Below are 21,868 nucleotides of genomic sequence, written 5' to 3'. Positions count from 1 at the left end.
TGCCGTGCCTTGGCACGGAACGGGCGCGCTTGAAGTGATCAATCAACCGGGGGAATGCGCGCAGGCGGCCGATAGAGCGACGTACATTCCGGTCAGGGGATCGGATCGGCCGCCGTCGACTCGAGAGTCTGCGCGGTCGACTCCGGTCGCGCCAATGCCCGTTGTGCACCCTTTGAGCCTTGCCGACTGTTCGAGGTACCGCACGGGGCATTCAAGCGCAGCACGCTCGGCGTGACGTTTTACGTACGGAATGAATGTGACGACCCGAACCGGGGTCGGTCCGCGCCGCCGTGCACGTTGTATGGGCTATTCGCTGCGGGACAGCTCGTTCGCCGCTTGGCGCAGACAGTCCTGCATGCGTGTGACCGGCGCAGAGATACTGCGAGATTTCAGGCTTGCCATCAGGACCGGCCCAGGACCAGGCAACTCAGGTACGGGCAATATCTTAAGCTGCCCGAGTTGTTCGAAATGAGTCGCGATATCGGCAGACAATACCCAGACGACGTTGTTTCCGCCAAGCAACGCTACATTTGCCAGAATCGATGACGATTCGAACAAACACTCGTCCGGCCACACCTTCTCCGTCTTGAAAAGCGTCTCGATGCCACGTCTCATGGACGTATTCGACTCGGGCAGGAGCCAGGTTTCGCGAATGGCCTCGGCCACCGAGAGCGTTTGTCGGTGCGCCAGGGGATGTTGTGGTCCGCAGACGATCCGCATGGACGGATCGTAAAGCTCCTCGAATGCGAGGTCGCTATAGCGGCCTGCGTTTTCGATACGACCGACGAGCAAGTCGATCTGACCTTCGCGAAGGCGTTCGGCAAACTCGTCCATTCCGCCTTCGCGAAGACTGACGAAGATCTTCGGGCCACTTTGGGCCAGGAGATTGATCGAACGGGGAACGAGAACGCAGCACGGCGCCACGCCGGCACCAATCGAAACCGTTCCCATCAGGCCTCGATCGACAGCTTCCAGTTCCGCCTCGAGACGGTCCAGCTCAGTGACAAGCCGCGACGCATGCTGCAGGACGATCTTCCCCGACGGGGTTGGCCGCAAAGTTCGTCCGAATTTCTCGAAGAGTTCGATTCCGGTAATGTCGACGAGCTCCCTGAGTAGCCGTGATGCGGCTGGCTGGGCGACGCCGGCGGCGCGTGCGGCTGCGCCGAGTGTAGGTGCGTGCTGCATGGCCGCCAGTAGTTCCAGATGTGCTGGCCGCACCATACGCCTCAGTCGGCTAGCTTTCTTCAGCGGGATCATGACTCATACCGAATGTGTTATCAAAAGGATCAAACAAATCATTTGATCAGTGTCTATCGATATTCCCATAATTGGTCGGCGAGCTGCAACTCTGTCACGACGTTGTCTTGGAAGTGCGAAAGACCGTGCGGCGTGGAGCCCTCATGAGGGACCGCGAAGAGGCTCCGGGAGCGCGAGCATATTGGGTAGCGACCGGCCCTCATGGCATGCAGTGTGCGTGATTCGGGTGTTCCCCGATGGATCAGAATTTTTCGTAACAGTCGAGCCGAGCGCAGGTTGCTACCCGGATGCGACGGCATCGCTAATCGGGCACGACTGTCGAGTGCGCGGGATAGCGGTGAGCTGTGCGTCTCGGGCAAGGCACCGCCAGCAGCCTCGGGCAGATTCCTTTCAATGGAGGGTGTTGTTAGATGTCGTTGAAACTTACGTTCGCCTGCGGAGAGTACGACCGCACCATTCCTTTCCGCACCGGCACGATTCGGCCTCGGGACATCGAGCTTGACTACACGCCCCAAGCGCCTGAGTTGACGTTCTACGAGCAGATGAAGGACTTGCGATGGGACATCTGCGAGATGTCGATGTCCGCCTATGTGCAGATGCGTGCGAAGGGGCGTGATGACCTCATTGCACTGCCGGTGTTTCCGTCGCGTGTCTTTCGTCATTCCGCACTCTACGTTCGCACGGATTCGGATATCCGGCATCCGGAGCAACTCAGGGGCAAGCGGGTTGGGATCGGCTGGTATCAAATGAGCGGCGCGGTGTGGTGTCGTGGCGCATTGCTGGATGACTACGGAATCAAGCCGAGCGAGATCACCTGGGTTTCAGGGACCGACGTCGAGGCGGCACCCGACGCGGATCAGGTACATCAAGCCGCTGATATGGTGGCGGGCACCAAACAGGACAAACCGCGTCTTGAAGTCATGCTGGAACGCGGTGAAATCGACGCATTGCTGTCGGTGCATTCGCCGCGGGCGATGGCAAGAAACGAGGGTACCGTTCGCTACCTGTTCGAGAACTGCCGGGAAGTCGAGGAGGACTATTTTCGACGTACGGGCATTTTTCCGATGATGCACACGCTCGTCATGAAACGAGCGATTTATGACCAGCATCCTTGGGCTGCCCAGAGCCTGTTTGATGCGTTCGAGGAAGCAAAGGATCGTGCCGTCGCCAACCTGTATGAATTGAATGCGTTGGCGGTCGCTGCCCCGTTCATCGTCCACGAAGTCGAACGGACGCGCCAGCTCATGGGGATGGACTATTGGCCCTTTGGCGTCAGTGCCAATCAGCACAGTATCTCGACTTTCGTTCGGCATCTGCACGATCAGAACATCATTTCGACCAAGCCTGACGTGCTTGATTTGTTCGTGAATATCGAATCCAGAAAACTGCATCCGACTGAATCCGGGGAGGAGAAGTGAATCAAGCGGTTTCCGAACGTCAGGCCGAAGCGTTGCCGAAGAAACGCGACCTCTATTACGGCGGCGCCTGGCATGCTCCTCGGGGGGGCTACAGCGAAACTTTCAATCCCGGAACCGGCGAGAGTCTCGGGCGTTGCGCCGAGGCGGATGCAGAAGACGTGAATGCCGCGGCGTCGGCGGCGCGGAATGCGTTCGAGAGTTGGCGCTTCAGCAAGCCGCTGGATCGCGCGGCGATGCTGAGGAAGGCCGCGGACATCCTGCGGGCGAACGCCGAAGAGCTGGCGCTGATTGACGCTCAGAACTGCGGTAATCCGGTCAGCGAAATGGCGAATGACGTACTGCACGCCGCGGCGCAAATCGATTTCTTTGCGGGCCTGGTGACGGAAGTCAAAGGGGAAACCATCCCGATGGGAGGTGGGGTCACCAATCTGACCGTACGCGAGCCATTGGGTGTGTGCGCCAGAATCGTTGCGTACAACCACCCACTGATGTTCAGCGCCGGGAAGTTCGCCGCACCGATCGCGGCCGGGAATACGGTGATCATCAAGCCGCCGCAGCAGGCGCCGCTGTCCGCGCTGCGGATGATGGAACTCCTCGAAGGCGTGTTTCCCCCCGGTGTCCTGAACATCGTTACAGGTGGTGTTCCCGCGGGCGAGGCACTGGTTGCGCATCCCCAGGTTCCGATGGTCACGCTGATTGGAAGTGTCCCGACCGGGCGTGCTATCGCGAGGCAGGCAGCAAATCAGCTCAAGCAGTTGATTTTCGAGCTTGGCGGCAAGAACGCGCTGGTCGTGTTTCCGGACGCAGACGTCGACCGGGCGATCGAAGGGGCCGTGCGCGGGATGAATTTTACGTGGTGCGGCCAGTCGTGTGGATCGACCTCGCGCCTGTTTGTGCACGAATCGGTCCACGATCGTGTACTCGCTGGCGTGCTCGAGAAGATCAAGGCCTACCGGCCCGGAATTCCGACCGATCCCGCGACAACGATGGGGGCGATCATCTCGAAGTCCCAGCTCAACAAGGTCCTGGAGTACATCGAGATTGCCAAGCGCGAAGGCGCGGTGCTCGTGGCCGGCGGGACGCAGCCGACGGCGCCCGATTTGCAGAACGGGTTCTACGTCGACCCGACGGTCTTTTCCGGGGTGAAGAGCGACATGCGAATTGCCCAGGAAGAGGTTTTCGGTCCGATCCTGTCGGTGCTGAAGTGGAGTGACGAGGAGACGCTGTTTTCTGAAGTCAACAGTGTCGAGTACGGGCTGACCGCTTCGATATTTACGAAGGACCTTGCCACCGCGCATCGTGCAGCGTCACGAATCGAGTCTGGTTTCATTTGGGTCAATCGCGCCGGGCCGCATTTCCTTGGTGCGCCCTATGGCGGCTACAAGCAGTCCGGGATCGGTCGCGAGGAAAGCATCGACGAGTTGATGGCCTTTACTCAAATCAAGAACATTAACATCGCGTTTTGATATCGCATCAGCGTGCGGGGCAACGGGCGGCAGCGAATTGCTTCGTTGCCGCTTCGTTTTCGGATCGGGAGTCACCGAATGTTGCTCGATTCGTGTCTGGAGCGGGCAACGCATGTGTCACGACGCGGGACCGTGCCAGACGCGAACGCGGGTCATGAACCCTTTCTCGCCGATCCGACATTCTGAATGAAGGAGTATTAGATGACCGAAAGCTTAGCAGCCGTCGTAACGAAGTTCAAAGGACCTACCGAGCTTTGGCGCGTTCCGCTGCCGCAAATCGAGCCGTCGTCGGCATTGATCAAGGTTGATGCGGCGACGCTGTGCGGCACCGATGCACATCGCTGGATGGGCCACTTTACGGAAGGCGGTGGCGATCAGCCCTTTCTGCAGCCGCTGGAGTTGCCATACATTCCGGGCCACGAGACCTGCGGCACGATTGTAGAAACCGGCGGCGATATTGTCGACGTGCTGAACGAACCGCTAAAACCGGGCGATCGGATCATCTCGTCATATGCCCATTGCGGTCATTGCTACTATTGCCGCATCGCTACGCAGACGACATTGTGTCATGACGTCAAGAGCTACGGTCACTCGCATCCGAGCAAGCTCAGAGGAGGGTGTAGCGAATATCACTACTTTCCGCCCGGTGCGTTGTACATTCGAATTCCGGAAAACGTGGCGCCTGAAATCGCCGCGTCGGCTGCCTGTGCGTTGCGTACCGTGATGCATAGCTTCGAGCAACTCGGATCCATCTCCAGTCACGAGACCGTGGTGATACAGGGATGTGGACCGTTGGGTCTGTATGCGCTTGCAGTCGCCAAAGACCGCGGTGCGAAGAAGGTACTGGTGATCGGCGCGCCAGCCACCAGGCTCGAGGTCGCGAAGCAGTGGGGTGCCGATGACGTACTCGATTTGACCGAAGTCACCGATCCTGCAGCGCGCGTCGAATGGGTTCGTGAACTGACATCCGGCCGCGGCGCGGACGCCGTATTGAATTGCGCCAACTCACACGCGTTGGTGGAAGGTCTGCGAATGACGCGACCTGGCGGCCGGCTGGTTCAAGTGGGGATATCCGGCAGCGGGGACATTCCCGTCGCACCCAAGCTGCTGTTTCGCGGGGTGCAGATCGCCTCGACTGTCATGGCTGAAGCGCGGCACTTCTACCAGGCGATCGAGTTTGTTTCAACGAGGCAAAAGTACTTCGATTTCCACAAACTGATCTCGAATACCTATCCGCTTGATCGATTGACGGAGGCGTTGCAGGCAATGAGCGAGTTCAGGGAAGTGAAGCCTGTCATCGTGCCGCGTCTTGGTCAGGGTGCGTGAGGGTAATGGGCGGGTGCTCTCCGGCAACCAATTCGGGGCCGGCGAGCGTCTCGTGCGCTGTCGCTGATCCGGCTGCCGCTGCCGCCACGGAATCCACACTGGGCGCAATACCTGGGCAGTCAGCCGCGCGACGATCGCGAATCGACTAGACCATGACCCATCCTCGGTCCTGGAAGTCGCGAATGGTCGCTTCCACCCGCGTCGCCGCACTCCGGAGGTCGGGAAGAACATTCGCCGACAGGTCCTCAGGGGTGCGTCTCGATCTGTGAGAGGCAAAGCTCATTGCGGCAATGACCCGGCCCGTTCGTTCCCGCAGCGGGACCGCGAGTGACAGCGTCCCCGGTTCCATTTCGTCGATCGCCAGTGCATAGTCCACCGCCCTGATTTGCTTCAGGGCAATCTTCAGCGTTGCAGTGTCCGTTATAGACGCCGGGCCTTGCGCCTTCAGCTTGACGCCATCCAGCCGTCGGTCAAGCTCTGCCTCGGACAGGTTCGCAAGGAGCACTTTGCCACTTGCAGAGCAATGCGCCGGAAGCCGGTCACCGATGCCGAGCCGGGACGTGAAGATGCGACGTGTCGCGTCGCGGCACACGAAAAGAATGTCGAGCCCCTCGAGCACGGAGATCGAGCACGCATCATCGAGACGGTCGGCGAATTGCAGTACCTCGGACGCAACCGTGCTCCAGAGGCTGCCTTTCGCGAGCATGCCTCGGCCCAGGGAGAGCACTTTGGGTGACGAACTGTATTCCCCGCGGTCCTCGGCAACGTAGCCGAGGTGCGTGAGCGTAAGAAGGATGCGGCGTGCTGCCGCGCGGCTCACGCCCATTGCAGCCGCGACTTCGCTACATCCCAACGGGGCAGTCGCGTCCGCCAAAACCTCGAGACATGCAAGGCCTCTCGCGAGGGTTTGGGCGAAATCCTGTTTCTGCAATTCCTTGGTCGAGTCCATATCAGTCGATGCCGTGTTTGTGCGCGATTGTCCCATGCGTGCGATAAGCGCGCAAGCGTGCGATATTTTAGGTGTTTTCCCGTAAATCTTGAATCGGATGTGCGTGATGCTGATGTGTCCGGATGGATGAAAAGCCATGTGGGGCGGTCATCTCGGCGAGATTTTCCAGATTCTCAATGATCGTTGTGCGATAAACGCACATGCGCGCGATATGTTGACATTGATCGAAGGCCGCTCCTACACTGAACTCATCCACTGCATGTAGACGATGAATTTTTCAGGAGACGAACGAAATGGCACGTTGGCTCAAGCAGGGCATGGACGAAGCAGCGCGGCGCGAGATCGACAGCAAAGTCAGGCAGATGGTCGAGGACGCGATCCGCGACGTCGAAGTCCGCGGAGACGAGGCTGTGCGAGAAATGTCGATCAGGTTCGATGGACTCGAGCGCAAGAGTTACCGATTGACCGATCAGGAGATTCAGGACTGCCTGAGCGCGCTGTCGGAAGGCGAACTCGAGGACATCCGGTTTGCCCAGGCGCAAGTGCGCAACTTTGCGCAAATCCAGCGCGCGTCGATGCTCGACGTCGAACAGGAAACGCTTCCGGGAGTATTTCTCGGTCATAAGAACATCCCGATGAATTCGGTCGGCTGCTACGTGCCCGGTGGCAAATATCCGCTTCTGGCGTCGGCACACATGTCGGTGCTCACGGCGAAGGTGGCGGGCGTCAAGCGTGTCGTGACGTGCGCGCCGCCGTTCAAGGGCAAGCCCGCGGCAGCGATCGTCGCGGCGCAGCATCTGGCGGGTGCTGACGAAATCTACGTGCTGGGCGGCATTCAGGCGATCGCGGCGATGGCGGTAGGGACGACGACGATTCAACCGGTCGACATGCTGGTCGGGCCGGGCAATGCCTTCGTTGCCGAGGCGAAGCGTCAATTGTTCGGGCGAGTCGGCATCGACCTGTTTGCCGGGCCGACGGAAACGCTGGTTATTGCCGACGATACGGTGGATGGCGAAATTTGTGCAGTCGATCTGTTGGGCCAGGCGGAGCATGGCGCGAATTCGCCGGCGATTCTCCTCACTGTCTCGGAACAGCTCGCACGCGACACCCAGCGGGAAATCGAGCGTCTGCTCGACCTGATGCCGACGGGGCAGACAGCTCGTGCGGCGTGGAACGATTACGGCCAGATCATCGTGGCCGATGACTACGAAGACGCGTTACGCGTTGCCGATGCCATTGCATCGGAGCATGTGCAGGTCATGACCGACCGTGACGACTGGTTTCTCGAAAACATGACCAACTACGGCGCCCTGTTTCTCGGCCCGCGGACCAACGTAGCGTATGGCGACAAGGTCATCGGTACCAATCACACGCTTCCGACGCTCAAGTCGGCGCGGTACACCGGCGGGTTGTGGGTCGGCAAGTTCCTCAAGACCTGCACTTATCAGTATGTGAAGACCAACGAAGCGACGACGCTGGTCGGCGAATACTGCTCGCGGTTGTGCGCGCTGGAAGGATTTGCGGGGCATGGCGAGCAGGCCAATATCCGCCTGCGCCGGTTCGGCGGCCTGGACGTGAAACCCTACGCTGCTGCTCCTCGCGCAACGGCGAAAGCGGTCGACTGAGCGAGCGATCATGACTATCCCTGTTATGCCTTCCATGCGCCTCGATGGCCGCCGCGCGCTCGTCACGGGCGCGGGTCGCGGCCTCGGTCTAGCTGCTGCATCGGCGCTGGCTGCGGCGGGTGCCGAGGTGGTGCTGGCAGCCCGTTCGCCGCAAGAGGTAAGCGAGGCTGCGGCGGCGATACGTGAGGTCGGGGGCATGGCAAGTGGTGTCGCGCTGGACGTCGTGGATCTCGACGCGACTTCCGCGTGGCTCGACCAGGCGCCTGCATTCGACATTCTGGTCAACAACGCCGGGACGAACCGGCCGGCCGCCTTCCTCGATACCGAAGCGGCCGACTACGACTTCGTGTTCGACGTCAATGTGCGCGCCGCGTTTTTCGTTGCGCAAGCCGTGGCCCGCAAGTTGGTCCGCGAACGGCGACCGGGCTCGATCATCAACATGTCGTCCCAGATGGGGCACGTCGGCGCGGCTCGCAGAACGGTTTATTGCGCAACCAAGCATGCGGTGGAAGGCATGACCAAGGCGATCGCGGCTGAACTGGGAGAGCACGGGATACGCGTGAACACGATTTGTCCGACGTTCATCGAAACACCGATGACGAAGCCGTTTTTCGTCGACGCCGCGTTTCGGGACTTCGTTCTCGGCAAGTTGAAGCTCGGCCGCCTCGGGGTACCGGAAGACATCATGGGCGCTGTCGTGTTTCTTGCGTCCGATGCGTCGGCGCTGATGACCGGATCCGCGTTGATGCTCGACAGCGGCTGGACCACGACGAGCTGACCCGGGCAGCACAAAAAATTCATTTGGAGACAATCAGGATGGAAACGGTTCGCTTAACTCTTGCTCAAGCCATCGTCCGGTTTCTGATCGCGCAGAAAATCGATACGGATGGCGAAGTACTGCCGCTGTTCACGGGTGTGCACGCAATCTTCGGACATGGCAACGTCACCTGTCTTGGCTCGGCCCTGGAAGAAGTGCAGGAAACGCTGCCCACTTACCGCGGCCAGAACGAACAGTCCATGGCGTTGGCTGCGGTCGCGTACGCTCGCGCCCGGCGCCGCAAGCAGATCCACGTCTGTTCGGCCTCCGTCGGCCCGGGTTCGTCGAATATGGTGACCGCCGCGGCCGTGGCGTTGTCCGACCGTTTGCCGGTCCTGCTTCTGTGCGGGGACAACTTCGCTTCGCGCTTGCCCGATCCGGTGCTGCAGCAGGTCGAGCATTTCCACGACCTGACGATGACCACGAACGACGCGTTCAAGGCAGTGTCGGCATTTTTTGACCGGATCACCCGGCCGGAGCAGATCCTGAGCTCGCTGCCGCAGGCCGTGTCACTGCTGCTCGACGCGGCAGATTGCGGGCCCGCCACGATCTCGCTCGCGCAGGACGTGCAGGGCGAAGCGTTCGACTATCCGGTCGACTTCTTCAAGGAGCGCGTACATCGCATCGAGCGCTATCAGGCGCCGGACATCCAGCTGGATGAGGCGGCCGAGATCATTCGTTCGGCAAAACGGCCGCTGATCGTTGCCGGTGGCGGCGTTCATTACTCGGGCGCCTGCGACGAACTCGCGCGATTTTCCGACGCGTTAGGCATTCCGGTCGTGGAGACAGTGATGGGTCGCTCGGCGCTGCTCCACGAGCATCGCCTCAACCTGGCGTCGGTTGGCGTGATGGGCGGCCATGCCGGCAACCGGATCGCAGCGGAGGCCGACGTCGTCATCAACATCGGCACGCGGCTCGCCGACATGACGACGGGATCGTGGAGCGTCTTCCGCAATGACGAAGTGCGCTTCGTGTCACTCAACACCAACCGGTGCGATGCCAACAAACACATGGCCCAACCAGTCGTGGGCGATGCGAAGCTCTCGCTGAAGGGGCTGACGCGGCGGCTCGAAGGGTGGGGTGCACCCGCGGCGTGGGGCGAGCGTGCCGTCGAGGAAAAGGCGGCGTGGGATGCCGTCATCGAACGCGACACGGCGTTCCGCCCGCAGGCCGTACCGAATTACGCACAGGTCATCGGTGCCGTGCAACGCAATGCAAAGCCGACCGACGTCCTTGTGTCGGCGGCCGGTGGCTTGCCTGGCGAACTGTATTGCACGTGGAAGACGATCGGCGTGGGTACGTTCGAGTCCGAGTATGGATTTTCCTGCATGGGATACGAGATCGCCGGCGCGTATGGGCAGAAGATCGCCAATCCGGACCGCGAGATGTTCGCCTTTGTCGGAGACGGCTCGTACCTGATCATGAATTCCGACATCTATTCGTCGGTCCTGACCGGCAACAAGTTCATCTGCATCGTTTGCGATAACGGCGGGTTCGCCGTCATCAACCGCTTGCAGACGAGCAAAGGGGGCGCGGAGTTCAACAATCTCTTCGCATCGTCAAAGCGTTCCGGCGACGTGCCGCGTATCGATTTCGCGATGCACGCGCGTTCGATGGGCGCGCTTTCCGAGAATGTCACGACGATCGACGAGTTCGAGGCGGCACTCGCCCGTGCGCGGGAAGCGGACCGGACCTATGTCATCGCCATTCGCACGCATCCGTATGAATGGGCAGAAGGCGGCTCGTGGTGGGATGTCGGCATGCCGGAGGTGACGCATCGCGCATCGATCGAGGAAGCGCGCGTTGCCCAGGAAGCGCTGCGCCCGTACCAGCGCAAGGGCATCTAGGAGGCGCCATGACTGCGGTTAAGCGCGTACTGGTGACCGGATCCACCGGCAACCTCGGAGCGAAGGCGATGGCGGCGTTACGGACGCTCGAAGACGTCGAAGTCGTCGGTATCGGGCGCAACTCGACGGGTGATCCGAACGTGATTACCGCCGACCTGGAACGCTACGACCCATCGTGGGCGAAACGCTTCGAAGGGGCCGATGCAGTGCTGCATCTGGCGGCGGATCCGAAACCGGTCGGGTCATGGGAATCGATCACACGGCTGAACATCGAACTGGCGCTGAATGTTTTCAGGGCGGCCGAGGAGGCGCGCGTGAGACGCTTTGTCTTCGCGAGTTCGAACTGGGTGCTCGGCGGTTATCGCTTCGGCGATGAGCGTCTGACCAGCGTGCTGAACCCGTGGCCGGTCAATCCGTACGGGGCGTCGAAGCTCTTCGTCGAACGTTATGGAGCGGCGGCTGCAGCGCGCACCGGCATGTCGGTGATCTCGTTACGGATCGGCTATTGCCAACCCGGCGATAACCGCCCCGGTCCACACATGGCTTTCGGTCGTTGGGGGCAGGAAATGTGGTTGGGTAACGAAGACTGGGCCCAGGCGGTGGTCCGGTCGGTCGCAAGTCCGTTTCATGGCTCTGCGGTGCTCAATATCGTGTCCCGCAATCACGGTAGCCGCTGGGACCTGGAGGAGGCGAAAGAAACGATTGGCTACGACCCTGTCCAGTCTCATCGACCGATGCAGACCGCGACCAACCTGATTAAAGACCGTGCCGCCGCGTTACGCGACCGGTTTATTCCTACGGGAGCTTCGGTGCCCCTTTTCGGCGCCCGCTGGTGAGACAGACATGAAAAAAATTCTTTGCATCCAACCGCTTCATGCCGAAGCGCTCCGCCTGCTCGATGCGCGGCCGGACGTCACCTACGAGGTCGTGACCGATTTCTCGCGCGAGAACCTGCTGAGACACGTGACCGATGCAAACGCGATCACGGTACGCGACGCGCTGCTGCCGGCAGATGTGCTGGACGCCGCTCCGCACCTTCAGGTCGTGTCACGCCACGGTGTCGGTTACGACAACATCCCGGTGGACTACTGCACGAGCCGGGGCATTCCCGTGACCGTCGTCGGGGACGTCAACTCGAACTCCGTCGCCGAGCACACGCTGTTCCTGATGCTGGCAGTTGCGCGCTCGGGAATCCGGATGGACGCGGCGGTGCGCGCCGGCGAATTCTCGGCGCGTTCGAGGATCACCTGTTTCGAGCTGCGAGGGCGCAGGCTGCTCGTCGTCGGTTATGGCCGGATCGGGCAGGAGGTGGCAGCGCGTGCCCGAGCCTTCGGGATGCATGTCAGCGTCTTCGATCCGTTTGCCACGCGGGCGAACTTCCCGGACGTCGCGTTCACGAACACGCTTGACGACGGACTCGCGAGTGCCGATATCGTGACGCTGCACGTTCCGCTGGTACCCGAAACGCGCAACCTCATTGGTGCGCGCGAGCTCGCGTTGATGCCGGCGGGGGCGGTGCTGATCAACAGCGCACGCGGAGGCATCGTCGACGAGGATGCGCTCGCCCGCTCGATCAAGGACGGGCATCTGCGCGGTGCCGGTATCGATACCTTCGCGGTCGAGCCGCTGCCTGCGGATTCGCCGCTTGCCAGCGAGCAAGGCGTCGTATTGAGCCCGCACTCGGCCGCGCTCAGTACCGAGGCGCTGATCGGAATGGGTGTGATGGCCGTCAGGAACGCGCTGGCCGGTCTCGACGGGAATCTCGACCGTGCGCTTGTGGTGAATCGTTCCGTTCTCGACGAGGTGTCCAATGCGTCCGAATAAGGTAAGGGAGTGCTGGGAGCACGGCCGCGCTGCCGTATCAGCCTGGCTGTCGATCGGCAACAGCTACAGCGCGGAAATGATCGGGTGGAGCGGTGTGGATTGCGTCACCGTCGACCTGCAGCATGGCATGACGGACGTCCAGACGATGATCGGCATGCTGCAGGCCATTTCCGCCACGCCGGCGACGCCCTTTGTCCGGGTGCCGGACAGCGATCCGGCGCTTCTGATGAAGGCGCTCGACGCGGGTGCCTACGGGGTCATCTGCCCGATGATCAACAGTGCTTCGCAGGCGCGTGCGTTCGTCGCCGCGACGCGCTACCCGCCGCACGGAGACCGCAGCTTCGGCCCTTCGCGAGGGCTGCTCTACGGCGGGCCGGATTACTTCGAGCATGCGGACCGGACCATTGTCCGGCTGGCCATGATCGAGACCGTCGCCGGTCTCGATGCGGTGGAGGAAATCGTTTCGGTCGATGGCCTGGACGGCATATTCATCGGGCCCAACGACCTCGGGCTGACATTGGGCAAGGGGACTGCCGGGGACCCGACCGATGCCACTGTCCTGGCCGCGATTGCACGATGCAAGGAGGCTGCGCAGGCCCAGAAAAAGCACATCGGCATGTTTTGTCCTTCGGGTGCGGTGGCTGCGCGCTGGTCCGCCCAGGGATTCGATTTCGTCGTACCGAACAGCGATGCGAATCATCTCAAGGCAGCGACGGCGGCCGAGGTGCGGGCGGCGCGTGAAGGTCGCGGGCTATAAGAAGAATCCTGGAACGCTTCCCGCGCAGCACTCGAGGGTCCGAGACTGCGCTGGAGGAAGAGTCCCCATCGTAATGGTTGGAGGAGACGTGTACGAACCTGTCTGCGAAAAGCGACTGATCAATCGATTGACGCTGCGTTTGATGCCGCTATTGGGGGTTCTTTACCTGATGGCTTATATCGATCGGCAGAACGTGAGTTACGCCAAGCTTCAGATGATCGACAGCCTGCAGATGAGCGAAGTCACCTACGGACTCGGTGCATCGCTTTTCTTCATCGGTTACCTGATCTTCGAGGTGCCGAGCAACATGGCACTGTACAGGGTTGGTGCACCGCGCTGGCTTGCGCGGATCATGCTGACCTGGGGCACAGTGACGTTGATGCTGGCTTTCACGCGTAGCGCGTCGATGTTCTACGTCCTGCGATTCTTGCTCGGCGCGGCCGAAGCAGGGCTTTACCCGGGAATCATCTACTACATGACATTGTGGTTTCCGGCGCGCCATCGGGCAAGAATCATGGGGTACTTCGTACTCGGCAGCGCGGTCGGCAATTTGTCCGGCGCGGCGATCTGCGGGGCCCTTCTGGACTTGCAAGGACTTTGGGGGCTGCAAGGTTGGCAGTGGGTATTCATCGCCACGGGTCTACCGCCGGTCGCAATGGCGTTCGTCACGTGGCGTCTGCTGCCCGCCAGCCCGGCGATGGCGAAGTTTCTGGACAACGGCGAGCGGGCCTGGATCGCCCGCGAGCTGGGCAAGGAGGCAGTCGGACATCCGGCACACGGCCGTGTGCTCGACGTTCTGGTGGATCGCCGCGTACTGCTTCTTTCCTGCTATTTCATGATGGTGTCGATGTCCATCGCCGCGGTGAGCTACTGGATGCCGACTTTCGTCAAGGCATTCGGCGTATCGAACTCGGTGAATGGTTTGCTTGCATCGATTCCGTGGTTGATCGTGACCGTGACGCTGCTTTGGCTGCCCAAGCGCATGGGCCACGGCAGGCAATTGCTGCGGGGGATCGCCGTTGCGGCGTGCATAGGGATCGTGTCCTTCGTATGCAGCGCGCTGCTCACGGATAACGTCTGGCGATTTGCAGCGCTGTGTTTGGCCGCTCCGTGCATGTACATCATCGTGCCGTGCTTCTGGACGCTGCCCGCCGAATTTCTCTCGGGAGCACGAGCCGCCGCGGGCATCGCGGCGATCAACTCGATCGGGAACGTGGGCGGATTCCTCGCGCAGAACCTCGCGCCCTGGATTCGCAACCAGACGGGCAGCACGGCCGCGCCGATGTTGATGCCGGCAGCCTGTCTTGTCGTCGTCCTGTTCGGAACCCTGTTGATGCTGGCCCGGCGCGGGCGTGACGGTAGGGCACGACGGCATGTTCAAACGGAAGGTATTGCGCGATAGCGGTCCACGCTTTTGCGCTCGAAGCAGGTACAACGATTGATATCAGGAGACAAAAAATGTTGAATGCATGGAAAACGCTTAAAACCCTCGTGGCGGCCGGAACGCTGGCTTTCGCGGCAGTTCACGCGAGCGGCGCGGAGCCGGAGAAGATCATCCTGATCACGCACGGCCTCGCGAGCGACCCGTACTGGAACATCGTCAAGCACGGCGCGAATGACGCGGCCAAACAGCTTGGCGTCACCGTCGACTATCGCTCGCCCCCTACCTTCGACATGGTTCAGATGTCGAACCTGATCAATGCGGCGGTTAATCAGCGACCCGCCGGCATCATCGTCACCATTCCCGACGCGAACGCATTGAGCGGCGCCATCAAGAACGCGGTGGCATCCGGCATACCGGTGATTTCCGTCGATTCGGGTGCGGATGTCGCGGCGAAACTCGGCACGCTTCTTCACATCGGGCAGCCCGAATACCCGGCGGGCAAGGCAGTGGGCGAACGTCTGAAGTCGATGGGGCTGAAGAAGGCCATCTGTATCAATCATGAGGTTGGCAACACGGCGCTCGACGACCGTTGCCGCGGCGTGAAAGACGGATTCGGCGGTAACGTCACGGTGCTGCCGACTACCGCCGATTTCCAGCAAGTGAAGTCCAAGGTTGCCGCGGCGCTCGCGCAGGATCCCGCCGTCGATGCCGTCGTCGCACTGAGTGCGGGCCAGTCCGGCGAACCGGCCGTGGCCGCTGCCCAGGAAGCGAAGCGCGCGAACCTGGCGGTGGTGTCGTTCGACCTCTCACCGGGTTTCCTGAAGGCGGTAGCTGACGGCAAGGCGCTGTTCGCGGTCGAACACCAGCCCTATCTGTTCGGTTATCTCGGCACGGTCTTTCTCGCGAACGAGATCCGCTATGGACTGTTGCCGACCAACAAGGTCATTGAGACAGGACCCAAGTTCATCACCAAGGCCGATGCGCAACGCGTGATGAGTCTTTCCGCGAAAGCCATCCGGTAACAGGAGGAAACCATGCAACATGTTCGTGCTTCAGGAGCGCCCACCATGCCGGACGAGCGGCTCAAGAATGCTTCCCAGCTGCGGCGGCTGATGCGGCGGCCCGAGCTCGGCGCGATGGCCGGCCTCATCCTCGTGGGTGTGTTCTTCTTTGCGACGGCGAGCAATGCGATGTTCTCGGTCGCCGGGATCATGAACTTCATGACGCCCGCGTCTCAGCTCGGCATCCTCGCCATCGGCGCGGCGCTGCTGATGATTGGCGGGGAGTTCGACCTGTCGATCGGATCGATGATCGCGTTTTCCGGGCTGGTTTTCGGCACCTGCCTGGTGGTGTTCCACCTGCCGTTGCCGGTCTCCATCGTCATCACGTTCGTCGTCGGGGCCCTGTTCGGTGCGATCAATGCGCAGATCGTTCTCCGCACCGGTCTGCCGTCCTTCATCGTGACGCTGTCGTTCATGTTCATGCTGCGCGGGCTCACGCTTGTCGGTCTCAAGCAGGCGACAGGCGGACTGACGCAATTGCGCGAAGTCGATTCGGCGGCAGGATCGTCGTGGCTCGTTCATGCATTTTCGGGTAATGCGTTCACGGGGCTGTTCAGCTGGTTCGCCGAGCACAACATCATCGCCGCTTTCCCCAACGGCGAGCCCAGCGTGAAGGGGGTTCCCGTTTCGATCCTGTGGTTCATCGGCCTGACCGTCGTCGCGACAATCGTTCTGATCCGCACCACGTTCGGCAACTGGATCTTTGCGGTCGGCGGTGACATGGCGGCGGCCCGCAATTCCGGGGTGCCCGTTACACGCGTCAAGTTCATCCTGTTCATGACGACAGCGTGCTGCGCCGCGCTCGTCGCCGTGCTGACAGTGCTGGACGCAGGATCGACCGACGCGAGTCGCGGGTTTCAGAAAGAGTTCGAAGCGATCATCGCGGCGGTCATCGGCGGGTGTCTGCTGACGGGCGGGTACGGCTCGGTCATCGGTGCCTTCTTCGGTTCGATCATTTTCGGCATGGTTGTCATTGGCCTCAGTTATACGGGTATCGACCAGGACTGGTATCAGGTGTTCCTGGGCGCGATGCTTCTCGTGGCCGTACTTTTCAACAATGTCGTGCGCAAGCGCGCGACGGGGGAGCGTTAAATGGAAACCACGCCACTTATCGAAGCTCGGAATCTCGTCAAGCACTTCGGTTCGGTGATCTCGTTGAACGGCGTGTCGCTGACGGTGTATCCGGGTGAGGTCTTGTGCCTGCTTGGCGACAACGGTGCGGGCAAATCGACATTGATCAAGACGCTATCGGGTGTGCACCGGCCGACCTCCGGTGAACTGCTGGTCGGTGGCCAGCCGGTGACGTTGGACAGCCCCCGGGACGCGCTGGATCAGGGCATTGCGACCGTGTATCAGGACCTCGCGATGATTCCGCTCATGTCGGTCGCGCGCAATTTCTTCATGGGGCGCGAGCCGAAGAAGGGTATCGGGCCGTTCAAGTTCTTCGATGCGCAGCATGCGCTCAAGGTCACGCGAGAAGAGATGCTCAAGATCGGTATCGATGTGCGAGATCCGGAGCAGGCCGTCGGGACGCTTTCCGGCGGCGAACGGCAGTGCGTAGCCATCGCACGCGCGGTTTATTTCGGCGCAAGGGTGCTGATTCTCGACGAGCCGACTTCGGCCCTCGGCGTGAGACAGACCGCGATGGTGCTTCGCTATATCAACCAGGTTCGGGAAAAGGGGCTCGGGGTGATCTTCATCACCCACAACGTCCGTCACGCGCATACGGTGGGCGACCGGTTCGTCATTCTGAAACGCGGCACGACGCTCGAGACCCGCAAGCGCGGCGACGTCACCCTGGAGGAGCTCTACAACCTGATGGGCGGAGGCGACGAACTCAACGAAATCGCGGATGACGTGAGCAGGAACAGCATCCATCGTAGCCGGAATACCGTGCCGCACTGAGCGGTGTGGCATTCCGGCAGGTCGGGCGGTGAAGTTTCGGTGAAGGATATTTGGACAACTAAATTAAAGGAGTATTTGAAGTGTCAACGATTCGGGTTGGAATGATTGGCGCCGGCTGGATGGGTCGTGCGCATGCGGCGGCATTCGAGAGCGCCACACGTATTTTCGGTACCGATCCTGCAACGCTGAAGATCGTTGCGGTGGCGGATGTCAGTGAAGCGGCAGCCCGCGATTTTGCGCAACGATTCGACGTCGTCCGCTCGACCACCGACTGGCGCTCCGTCGTGAGCGATCCGGACATCGATGTCATCGACATCACGACGCCCAACGACGTGCACCCCGAAATTGCACTGGCCGCGATCGCGGCGGGCAAGCACGTGTATTGCGAAAAGCCGATGGCCAATTCGGCTGCGGAAGCGAAGGCGATGCGAGATGCGGCGGAGGCAGCAGGCGTCGTCACCATGGTCGGTTTCAACTACCTGTGCAGCCCGATCCAGGCTTACGCGCGTCAGCTCGTGGAGTCCGGCGCGCTCGGCGAGATCTTTCATTTTCGCGGGATGTTCGACAACGACTACATGGTCGGACCTGAATTTCCCTTTACCTGGCGTACCGATGCCGCCATCGCGGGCCGCGGCGGCGCGCTGGGAGACATGGCCAGTCACGTCCTGAGTCTCGCGCACTATCTGGTCGGCGATGTCACGGAGGTGTGCGGCACGCGTCAGATTCTTCATGCCGAACGCAAGACCGCGGCGGGCGTGCAACGCAAGGTCGAAAACGACGATCTCGCGCAGTTCGTCTGCCGCTTCGGGAATGGCGCTTCCGGTTACATCGAAGCCAGCCGCATCGGCACCGGCCGCAAGCTGTATCTCGCATACGAGATACAGGGCACGAAGGGTTCGCTGCTGTTCGATCAGGAGCGGATGAACGAGCTGCAGTTCTACCGCCAGACAGACGATCCGGCCGAGCGCGGCTACAAGCGCATTCTCGCGGCACCCGAGCATCCCGACTATGCGGCTTTCTTCGGCCTGCAGGGCAATCCGCTCGGCTACAACGACCTCAAGGTGATCGAAGCACGGCGTCTGATCGAATCCGTCGCGCTCGGAAAACGCTGGATCGCCGATTTCTCGTTCGGCTATCGCGTTGACCGCGTGGTCGATGCCGTACTCACTTCAGTTGAACAAAACCGCTGGGCCAGCATCGAGGAGATTGCATGATGTCGTCGAACTACCGTCTTGCCAACGCACCCTGCTCGTGGGGTGTCGATTTTGCCGACCGACCGGAGAACCCTGCCTGGACCCGGGTTCTCGACGAAGCTGCGGCCGCCGGGTTTGCTGCCATCGACCTGGGGCCGGTCGGGTACTTGCCGACCGATCCGGCGCGTCTCGAGCGCGAACTCGCCGGGCGCAATCTGAGTCTCTCCGCGGGCGGACTGTTCGATCCGCTCACGGATGACGCAGCGTTGCCGAAGGTGCTCGACAAGACGCGCCGGACCTGCGAGATCCTGAAGGCACTCGGTTCGCCGCGGTTGGTGATCATCGATTGCGTGTCGACCGAGCGCGGCAGGACGGCCGGCCAGTCGGCTGCCGCACCGCGGCTTTCCGATGCGGAATGGAGCGCGATGATGCGGCGAATCATCCAGATTGCGCTGATTGCGCGGGACGAATTCGGTGTGAAGTCGTATGTGCACCCGCATGCGGGGTGCTACATCGAGTTCGAGGACGAAGTCGATCGCGCGATGGCGGATCTGCCGGAAGATCTGGTGGGCCTGTGCGTCGATACCGGTCACTCCGCCTATGCCGGAATCGACCCGGTGAAACTGATCGAGCGGTACGGGTCGCGAATCGGTCACATGCACTTCAAGAATATCGACCGCGAAGTGCACGCGCAGTGCGTTGCCGAGGGTGTCGACTTCTTCAGTGCGATCGCGCGGGGTATTTTTTGTCCGCTGGGCAAAGGCGTCGTCGATTTCGTGGCCGTGCGTGACGCATTGGACCGGATCGGCTACAAGGGCCTGGCGGTCGTCGAACAGGACGTCGATCCGTCGGGCGCCGCGTCGCCTTTCGACAATGCGCGCGAGAGCTACGACTATCTGGAGTCGGTCGGCATCGCGCCGGCGCGCAGGTCCATCGCATGAAAGCAACCTGTCTGGTCGACGCCCGCAACACACTGGGAGAAGGGTGTGTCTGGGATCCTCGCGACGATAGCCTGTACTGGACGGACATCGAGGAAAGCCGAATCTACCGGCTTTCCTCGGCGCAGGAGATCACGTCGTACGCGCTACCGGAACGAGCCGGCTTCATCCTGCCGCGCAAGGACGCGGGATTCATCGTGGGTCTTGCGAGTCGGATCGCCCGGGTCGACACCGGGTTCACGCGCTTCGACACCGTGACGGAAGTGGAGCCGGGGCTTGCGCAGACCTGCGTGAACGATGCGGCGGTCGACCCGTTCGGGGGCATCGTGTTCGGTACCTTCGACGAGCGTGACAGACAGCCCGTGGCGAGCCTGTACCGGCTGTCCCCTGAAGGCGAACTCCGACAACTGCTTCGCGATATCACGATCAGCAACGGGATCGCGTTTTCGCCGGATGGGGAGATCATGTTTTTCGCGGACACGCCCGTTGGCGTCATCCGGCGGTTCAAGATCGGCGCGGCGTTTTCAAGCTTCGACGAGATCGAGCCGCTGGCTGGCGCCCGGATAGCGCCCGGGTCACCGGACGGCGCCATCGTGGATCGCGAGGGCGGCTACTGGAGCGCGCGCGTGTGGGGCGGATGTGTCGTGCGCATATCCGTCGATGGAGCGGTGACGGACCGGATCGACCTGCCAGCGAAAGGTCCTACGTGCGTGGCATTGGGCGGCCCGGCCGGCAATCGTCTTTTCATTACGACGCTGCGTGTGAGGCACACGCAAGAAGAGCTGGAAAGTGCCCCGCATGCTGGCGGACTGTTTGTCGCCGATGTTGCCGTGCCTGCGCCGTCGCCACGGCTCGCGTTGATTTAGAGAGAAAATCACATGTCGAAAAGAGTTCGGATTTGCGTCTTCGGCGCAGGCCGCATGGGCGAGCGGCATATTGCGAACATCGCGGCGAACGAGCGCGCGGAACTCGCGTATGTCGTCGATACGGACTTGTCCCGTGCGACCGTGCTGGCACGAAAATATGGTTCCCTGGCGGTCGACCGACCGTCGGTGGCCTTGTCAAATCCGAACGTCGACGCGGTCATTATTTCGTCCGCAACGAACACGCATGTCGACCTGATCGTTGCCTCGGCCAAGGCGGGGAAGGCGATTCTGTGTGAAAAGCCGATCGATCTCGACATGTCGAGGGTCGATATGTGTGCGAAGGCGATCGAGGGCTGCAACGCCCCCATCATGATCGGCTTCCAGCGCAGATTCGATGCGACGCACCGCGCCGTGAGCGACGCGGTAAGGCGCGGCGAGGTCGGCGAGGTCGAAGTCATCTCGATCGTCAGCCGCGATCCGGGCCCGCCGCCGGCTGAATACATCGCCGTCTCGGGCGGTCAGTTTCACGACCAGATGATTCACGACTTCGACCTGGCGTTATGGCTGTCGGGGGCGATGGGACGCGTCGAAGTCTTCGCGATGGCCAGCAATCTGGTCGATCCGGCAATCGGCGAGCTGGGTGATTCCGATACGGCCCAAGTCACGCTGAGATTCGAGAACGGCGCATTTTGTCGTATCGATTGCAGTCGGCGCGCTGCATATGGATACGATCAACGGGTGGAGGTGTTCGGGTCGAAGGGAATGGTATGTTCCGCCAATCCCAGCCGCACCGCGATCGAGCGATATTCGGCGCACGCAACCTCCGCCCGCGACGTGCTCAATCCGGGTTTCATGGAACGCTATTGGCCGACGTACGCGGCGGAACTCGATACATTCCTGGATGTTGCATGTGGCGCTACACGTGCTGCCCCCGGCTTCGAAAGCGGTCGGCGCGCGCTGCTGCTTGCCGAGGCGGCGCGCGAGTCCAGCAAGGCTGGGCGGGTCGTTGTGGTCGATATCGGCCTTGGCGAGGGATTCTGAGGTGCCGATGCGATGGTTTTCTCCTCCGGAGCGCGTCGTGTTGTTCGCTGAGTCAGCGCGATGTCGACCGACCGGCCGGTGTCCTGGGTGCCAGTCGCCGCTCGAGCGGTCCCGGAGGATCGACCGATCCGCACACCGGCCATGGAAGTGCCTTCGTCATCCGATTCCATGGCCGCGTGAATAGCCATCCGGCG

The 21,868-nt window shown here is 61.5% G+C and carries 19 protein-coding genes; 17 read left to right on the top strand and 2 right to left on the bottom strand.

Features of this window, described 5'->3' with window-relative positions; genetic code table 11:
* Positions 1 to 306: 306 nt before the first annotated feature.
* A complete protein-coding gene (locus U4Z31_RS10235) occupies positions 307 to 1,257 on the bottom strand; it encodes a LysR substrate-binding domain-containing protein (protein WP_321810203.1) in 951 nt (316 codons plus the stop codon).
* A 410-nt stretch (positions 1,258 to 1,667) separates the two neighbouring features.
* Here U4Z31_RS10235 and U4Z31_RS10230 point away from each other — a divergent pair, with 410 nt between their 5' ends.
* From U4Z31_RS10230 to U4Z31_RS10220, 3 genes are all read left to right on the top strand, one after another.
* Complete coding sequence (locus U4Z31_RS10230; protein WP_321810202.1) at positions 1,668 to 2,675, top strand: ABC transporter substrate-binding protein; 1,008 nt, start codon at positions 1,668 to 1,670, stop codon at positions 2,673 to 2,675.
* Positions 2,672 to 4,141: an aldehyde dehydrogenase family protein gene (locus U4Z31_RS10225; RefSeq protein WP_124580095.1), complete on the top strand. Its 1,470-nt coding sequence runs from the start codon at positions 2,672 to 2,674 to the stop codon at positions 4,139 to 4,141. Before U4Z31_RS10230 ends, U4Z31_RS10225 begins: the two co-directional genes overlap by 4 nt.
* A 201-nt stretch (positions 4,142 to 4,342) precedes the next feature.
* Positions 4,343 to 5,467, top strand: coding sequence for a zinc-binding dehydrogenase (locus U4Z31_RS10220; RefSeq protein WP_124488550.1), 1,125 nt, complete (start codon positions 4,343 to 4,345; stop codon positions 5,465 to 5,467).
* 145 nt (positions 5,468 to 5,612) lie between these two features.
* Here the strand turns inward: U4Z31_RS10220 and U4Z31_RS10215 are convergent, their stop codons facing one another.
* Entirely contained in the window at positions 5,613 to 6,416 is an 804-nt protein-coding gene (locus U4Z31_RS10215) for an IclR family transcriptional regulator domain-containing protein (protein ID WP_321810201.1), read from the bottom strand.
* A gap of 293 nt (positions 6,417 to 6,709) precedes the next feature.
* Between U4Z31_RS10215 and hisD the strand changes: the two genes are divergently transcribed.
* The 14 genes from hisD (at position 6,710) to iolG (ending at position 21,674) form a co-directional block, all read left to right on the top strand.
* Positions 6,710 to 8,041, top strand: a complete 1,332-nt coding sequence (gene hisD / locus U4Z31_RS10210) for a histidinol dehydrogenase (RefSeq protein WP_321810200.1) — start codon at positions 6,710 to 6,712, stop codon at positions 8,039 to 8,041.
* Between the two features lie 10 nt (positions 8,042 to 8,051).
* A complete protein-coding gene (locus U4Z31_RS10205; RefSeq protein ID WP_321810199.1) occupies positions 8,052 to 8,819 on the top strand; it encodes an SDR family NAD(P)-dependent oxidoreductase in 768 nt (255 codons plus the stop codon).
* Positions 8,820 to 8,857: 38 nt separating this feature from the next.
* Entirely contained in the window at positions 8,858 to 10,705 is a 1,848-nt protein-coding gene (gene iolD / locus U4Z31_RS10200; protein ID WP_321810198.1) for a 3D-(3,5/4)-trihydroxycyclohexane-1,2-dione acylhydrolase (decyclizing), read from the top strand.
* Positions 10,706 to 10,713: 8 nt separating this feature from the next.
* Positions 10,714 to 11,541, top strand: coding sequence for an NAD(P)-dependent oxidoreductase (locus U4Z31_RS10195; protein ID WP_321810197.1), 828 nt, complete (start codon positions 10,714 to 10,716; stop codon positions 11,539 to 11,541).
* A gap of 7 nt (positions 11,542 to 11,548) precedes the next feature.
* On the top strand, positions 11,549 to 12,529 hold the full coding sequence (locus U4Z31_RS10190; RefSeq protein WP_321810196.1) for a hydroxyacid dehydrogenase: 981 nt from the start codon (positions 11,549 to 11,551) through the stop codon (positions 12,527 to 12,529).
* Complete coding sequence (locus tag U4Z31_RS10185; RefSeq protein ID WP_321810195.1) at positions 12,516 to 13,286, top strand: HpcH/HpaI aldolase family protein; 771 nt, start codon at positions 12,516 to 12,518, stop codon at positions 13,284 to 13,286. Before U4Z31_RS10190 ends, U4Z31_RS10185 begins: the two co-directional genes overlap by 14 nt.
* A gap of 142 nt (positions 13,287 to 13,428) precedes the next feature.
* A complete protein-coding gene (locus U4Z31_RS10180; protein ID WP_321810356.1) occupies positions 13,429 to 14,688 on the top strand; it encodes an MFS transporter in 1,260 nt (419 codons plus the stop codon).
* 56 nt (positions 14,689 to 14,744) lie between these two features.
* Positions 14,745 to 15,692 carry a sugar ABC transporter substrate-binding protein gene (locus U4Z31_RS10175; RefSeq protein ID WP_321810194.1) on the top strand — a complete coding sequence of 316 codons (948 nt, stop codon included), beginning with the start codon at positions 14,745 to 14,747 and terminating at the stop codon, positions 15,690 to 15,692.
* Between the two features lie 12 nt (positions 15,693 to 15,704).
* Positions 15,705 to 16,823 (top strand): ABC transporter permease, encoded by a 1,119-nt coding sequence (locus tag U4Z31_RS10170; protein ID WP_321810193.1) that lies wholly within the window; start codon positions 15,705 to 15,707, stop codon positions 16,821 to 16,823.
* Positions 16,824 to 17,636 (top strand): ATP-binding cassette domain-containing protein, encoded by an 813-nt coding sequence (locus U4Z31_RS10165; protein ID WP_321810192.1) that lies wholly within the window; start codon positions 16,824 to 16,826, stop codon positions 17,634 to 17,636.
* 101 nt (positions 17,637 to 17,737) lie between these two features.
* A complete protein-coding gene (locus U4Z31_RS10160) occupies positions 17,738 to 18,850 on the top strand; it encodes a Gfo/Idh/MocA family oxidoreductase (protein ID WP_321810191.1) in 1,113 nt (370 codons plus the stop codon).
* The gene (locus U4Z31_RS10155; RefSeq protein WP_321810190.1) at positions 18,847 to 19,770 is read left to right on the top strand and encodes a TIM barrel protein; all 924 of its coding nucleotides are present in this window, start codon (positions 18,847 to 18,849) and stop codon (positions 19,768 to 19,770) included. Before U4Z31_RS10160 ends, U4Z31_RS10155 begins: the two co-directional genes overlap by 4 nt.
* Complete coding sequence (locus tag U4Z31_RS10150; RefSeq protein ID WP_321810189.1) at positions 19,767 to 20,633, top strand: SMP-30/gluconolactonase/LRE family protein; 867 nt, start codon at positions 19,767 to 19,769, stop codon at positions 20,631 to 20,633. The genes U4Z31_RS10155 and U4Z31_RS10150 overlap by 4 nt, the downstream gene beginning before the upstream one ends.
* A 12-nt stretch (positions 20,634 to 20,645) precedes the next feature.
* Positions 20,646 to 21,674: an inositol 2-dehydrogenase gene (gene iolG / locus U4Z31_RS10145; RefSeq protein WP_321810188.1), complete on the top strand. Its 1,029-nt coding sequence runs from the start codon at positions 20,646 to 20,648 to the stop codon at positions 21,672 to 21,674.
* The last annotated feature ends 194 nt before the right edge of the window (positions 21,675 to 21,868 follow it).

Source organism: Burkholderia sp. BCC1985, assembly GCF_905339915.1.
Lineage (GTDB): Bacteria > Pseudomonadota > Gammaproteobacteria > Burkholderiales > Burkholderiaceae > Burkholderia.
The sequence above is the reverse complement of the archived record's forward strand: the minus strand, read 5'-3'. Positions and strand labels throughout refer to the sequence as shown.

Bases quoted from the DNA above. Each gene is read 5' to 3' on its own strand.
- U4Z31_RS10205 (WP_321810199.1), top strand. From the start codon at position 8,052: ATGACTATCCCTGTTATGCCTTCCATGCGCCTCGATGGCCGCCGCGCG.
- U4Z31_RS10150 (WP_321810189.1), top strand. From the start codon at position 19,767: ATGAAAGCAACCTGTCTGGTCGACGCCCGCAACACACTGGGAGAAGGG.
- U4Z31_RS10175 (WP_321810194.1), top strand. From the start codon at position 14,745: ATGTTGAATGCATGGAAAACGCTTAAAACCCTCGTGGCGGCCGGAACG.
- U4Z31_RS10215 (WP_321810201.1), bottom strand. From the start codon at position 6,416: ATGGACTCGACCAAGGAATTGCAGAAACAGGATTTCGCCCAAACCCTC.
- U4Z31_RS10185 (WP_321810195.1), top strand. From the start codon at position 12,516: ATGCGTCCGAATAAGGTAAGGGAGTGCTGGGAGCACGGCCGCGCTGCC.
- iolG (WP_321810188.1), top strand. From the start codon at position 20,646: ATGTCGAAAAGAGTTCGGATTTGCGTCTTCGGCGCAGGCCGCATGGGC.
- U4Z31_RS10235 (WP_321810203.1), bottom strand. From the start codon at position 1,257: ATGATCCCGCTGAAGAAAGCTAGCCGACTGAGGCGTATGGTGCGGCCA.
- hisD (WP_321810200.1), top strand. From the start codon at position 6,710: ATGGCACGTTGGCTCAAGCAGGGCATGGACGAAGCAGCGCGGCGCGAG.
- U4Z31_RS10165 (WP_321810192.1), top strand. From the start codon at position 16,824: ATGGAAACCACGCCACTTATCGAAGCTCGGAATCTCGTCAAGCACTTC.
- U4Z31_RS10160 (WP_321810191.1), top strand. From the start codon at position 17,738: ATGATTGGCGCCGGCTGGATGGGTCGTGCGCATGCGGCGGCATTCGAG.
- U4Z31_RS10170 (WP_321810193.1), top strand. From the start codon at position 15,705: ATGCAACATGTTCGTGCTTCAGGAGCGCCCACCATGCCGGACGAGCGG.
- U4Z31_RS10230 (WP_321810202.1), top strand. From the start codon at position 1,668: ATGTCGTTGAAACTTACGTTCGCCTGCGGAGAGTACGACCGCACCATT.
- U4Z31_RS10155 (WP_321810190.1), top strand. From the start codon at position 18,847: ATGATGTCGTCGAACTACCGTCTTGCCAACGCACCCTGCTCGTGGGGT.
- iolD (WP_321810198.1), top strand. From the start codon at position 8,858: ATGGAAACGGTTCGCTTAACTCTTGCTCAAGCCATCGTCCGGTTTCTG.
- U4Z31_RS10190 (WP_321810196.1), top strand. From the start codon at position 11,549: ATGAAAAAAATTCTTTGCATCCAACCGCTTCATGCCGAAGCGCTCCGC.
- U4Z31_RS10220 (WP_124488550.1), top strand. From the start codon at position 4,343: ATGACCGAAAGCTTAGCAGCCGTCGTAACGAAGTTCAAAGGACCTACC.
- U4Z31_RS10180 (WP_321810356.1), top strand. From the start codon at position 13,429: ATGCCGCTATTGGGGGTTCTTTACCTGATGGCTTATATCGATCGGCAG.
- U4Z31_RS10195 (WP_321810197.1), top strand. From the start codon at position 10,714: ATGACTGCGGTTAAGCGCGTACTGGTGACCGGATCCACCGGCAACCTC.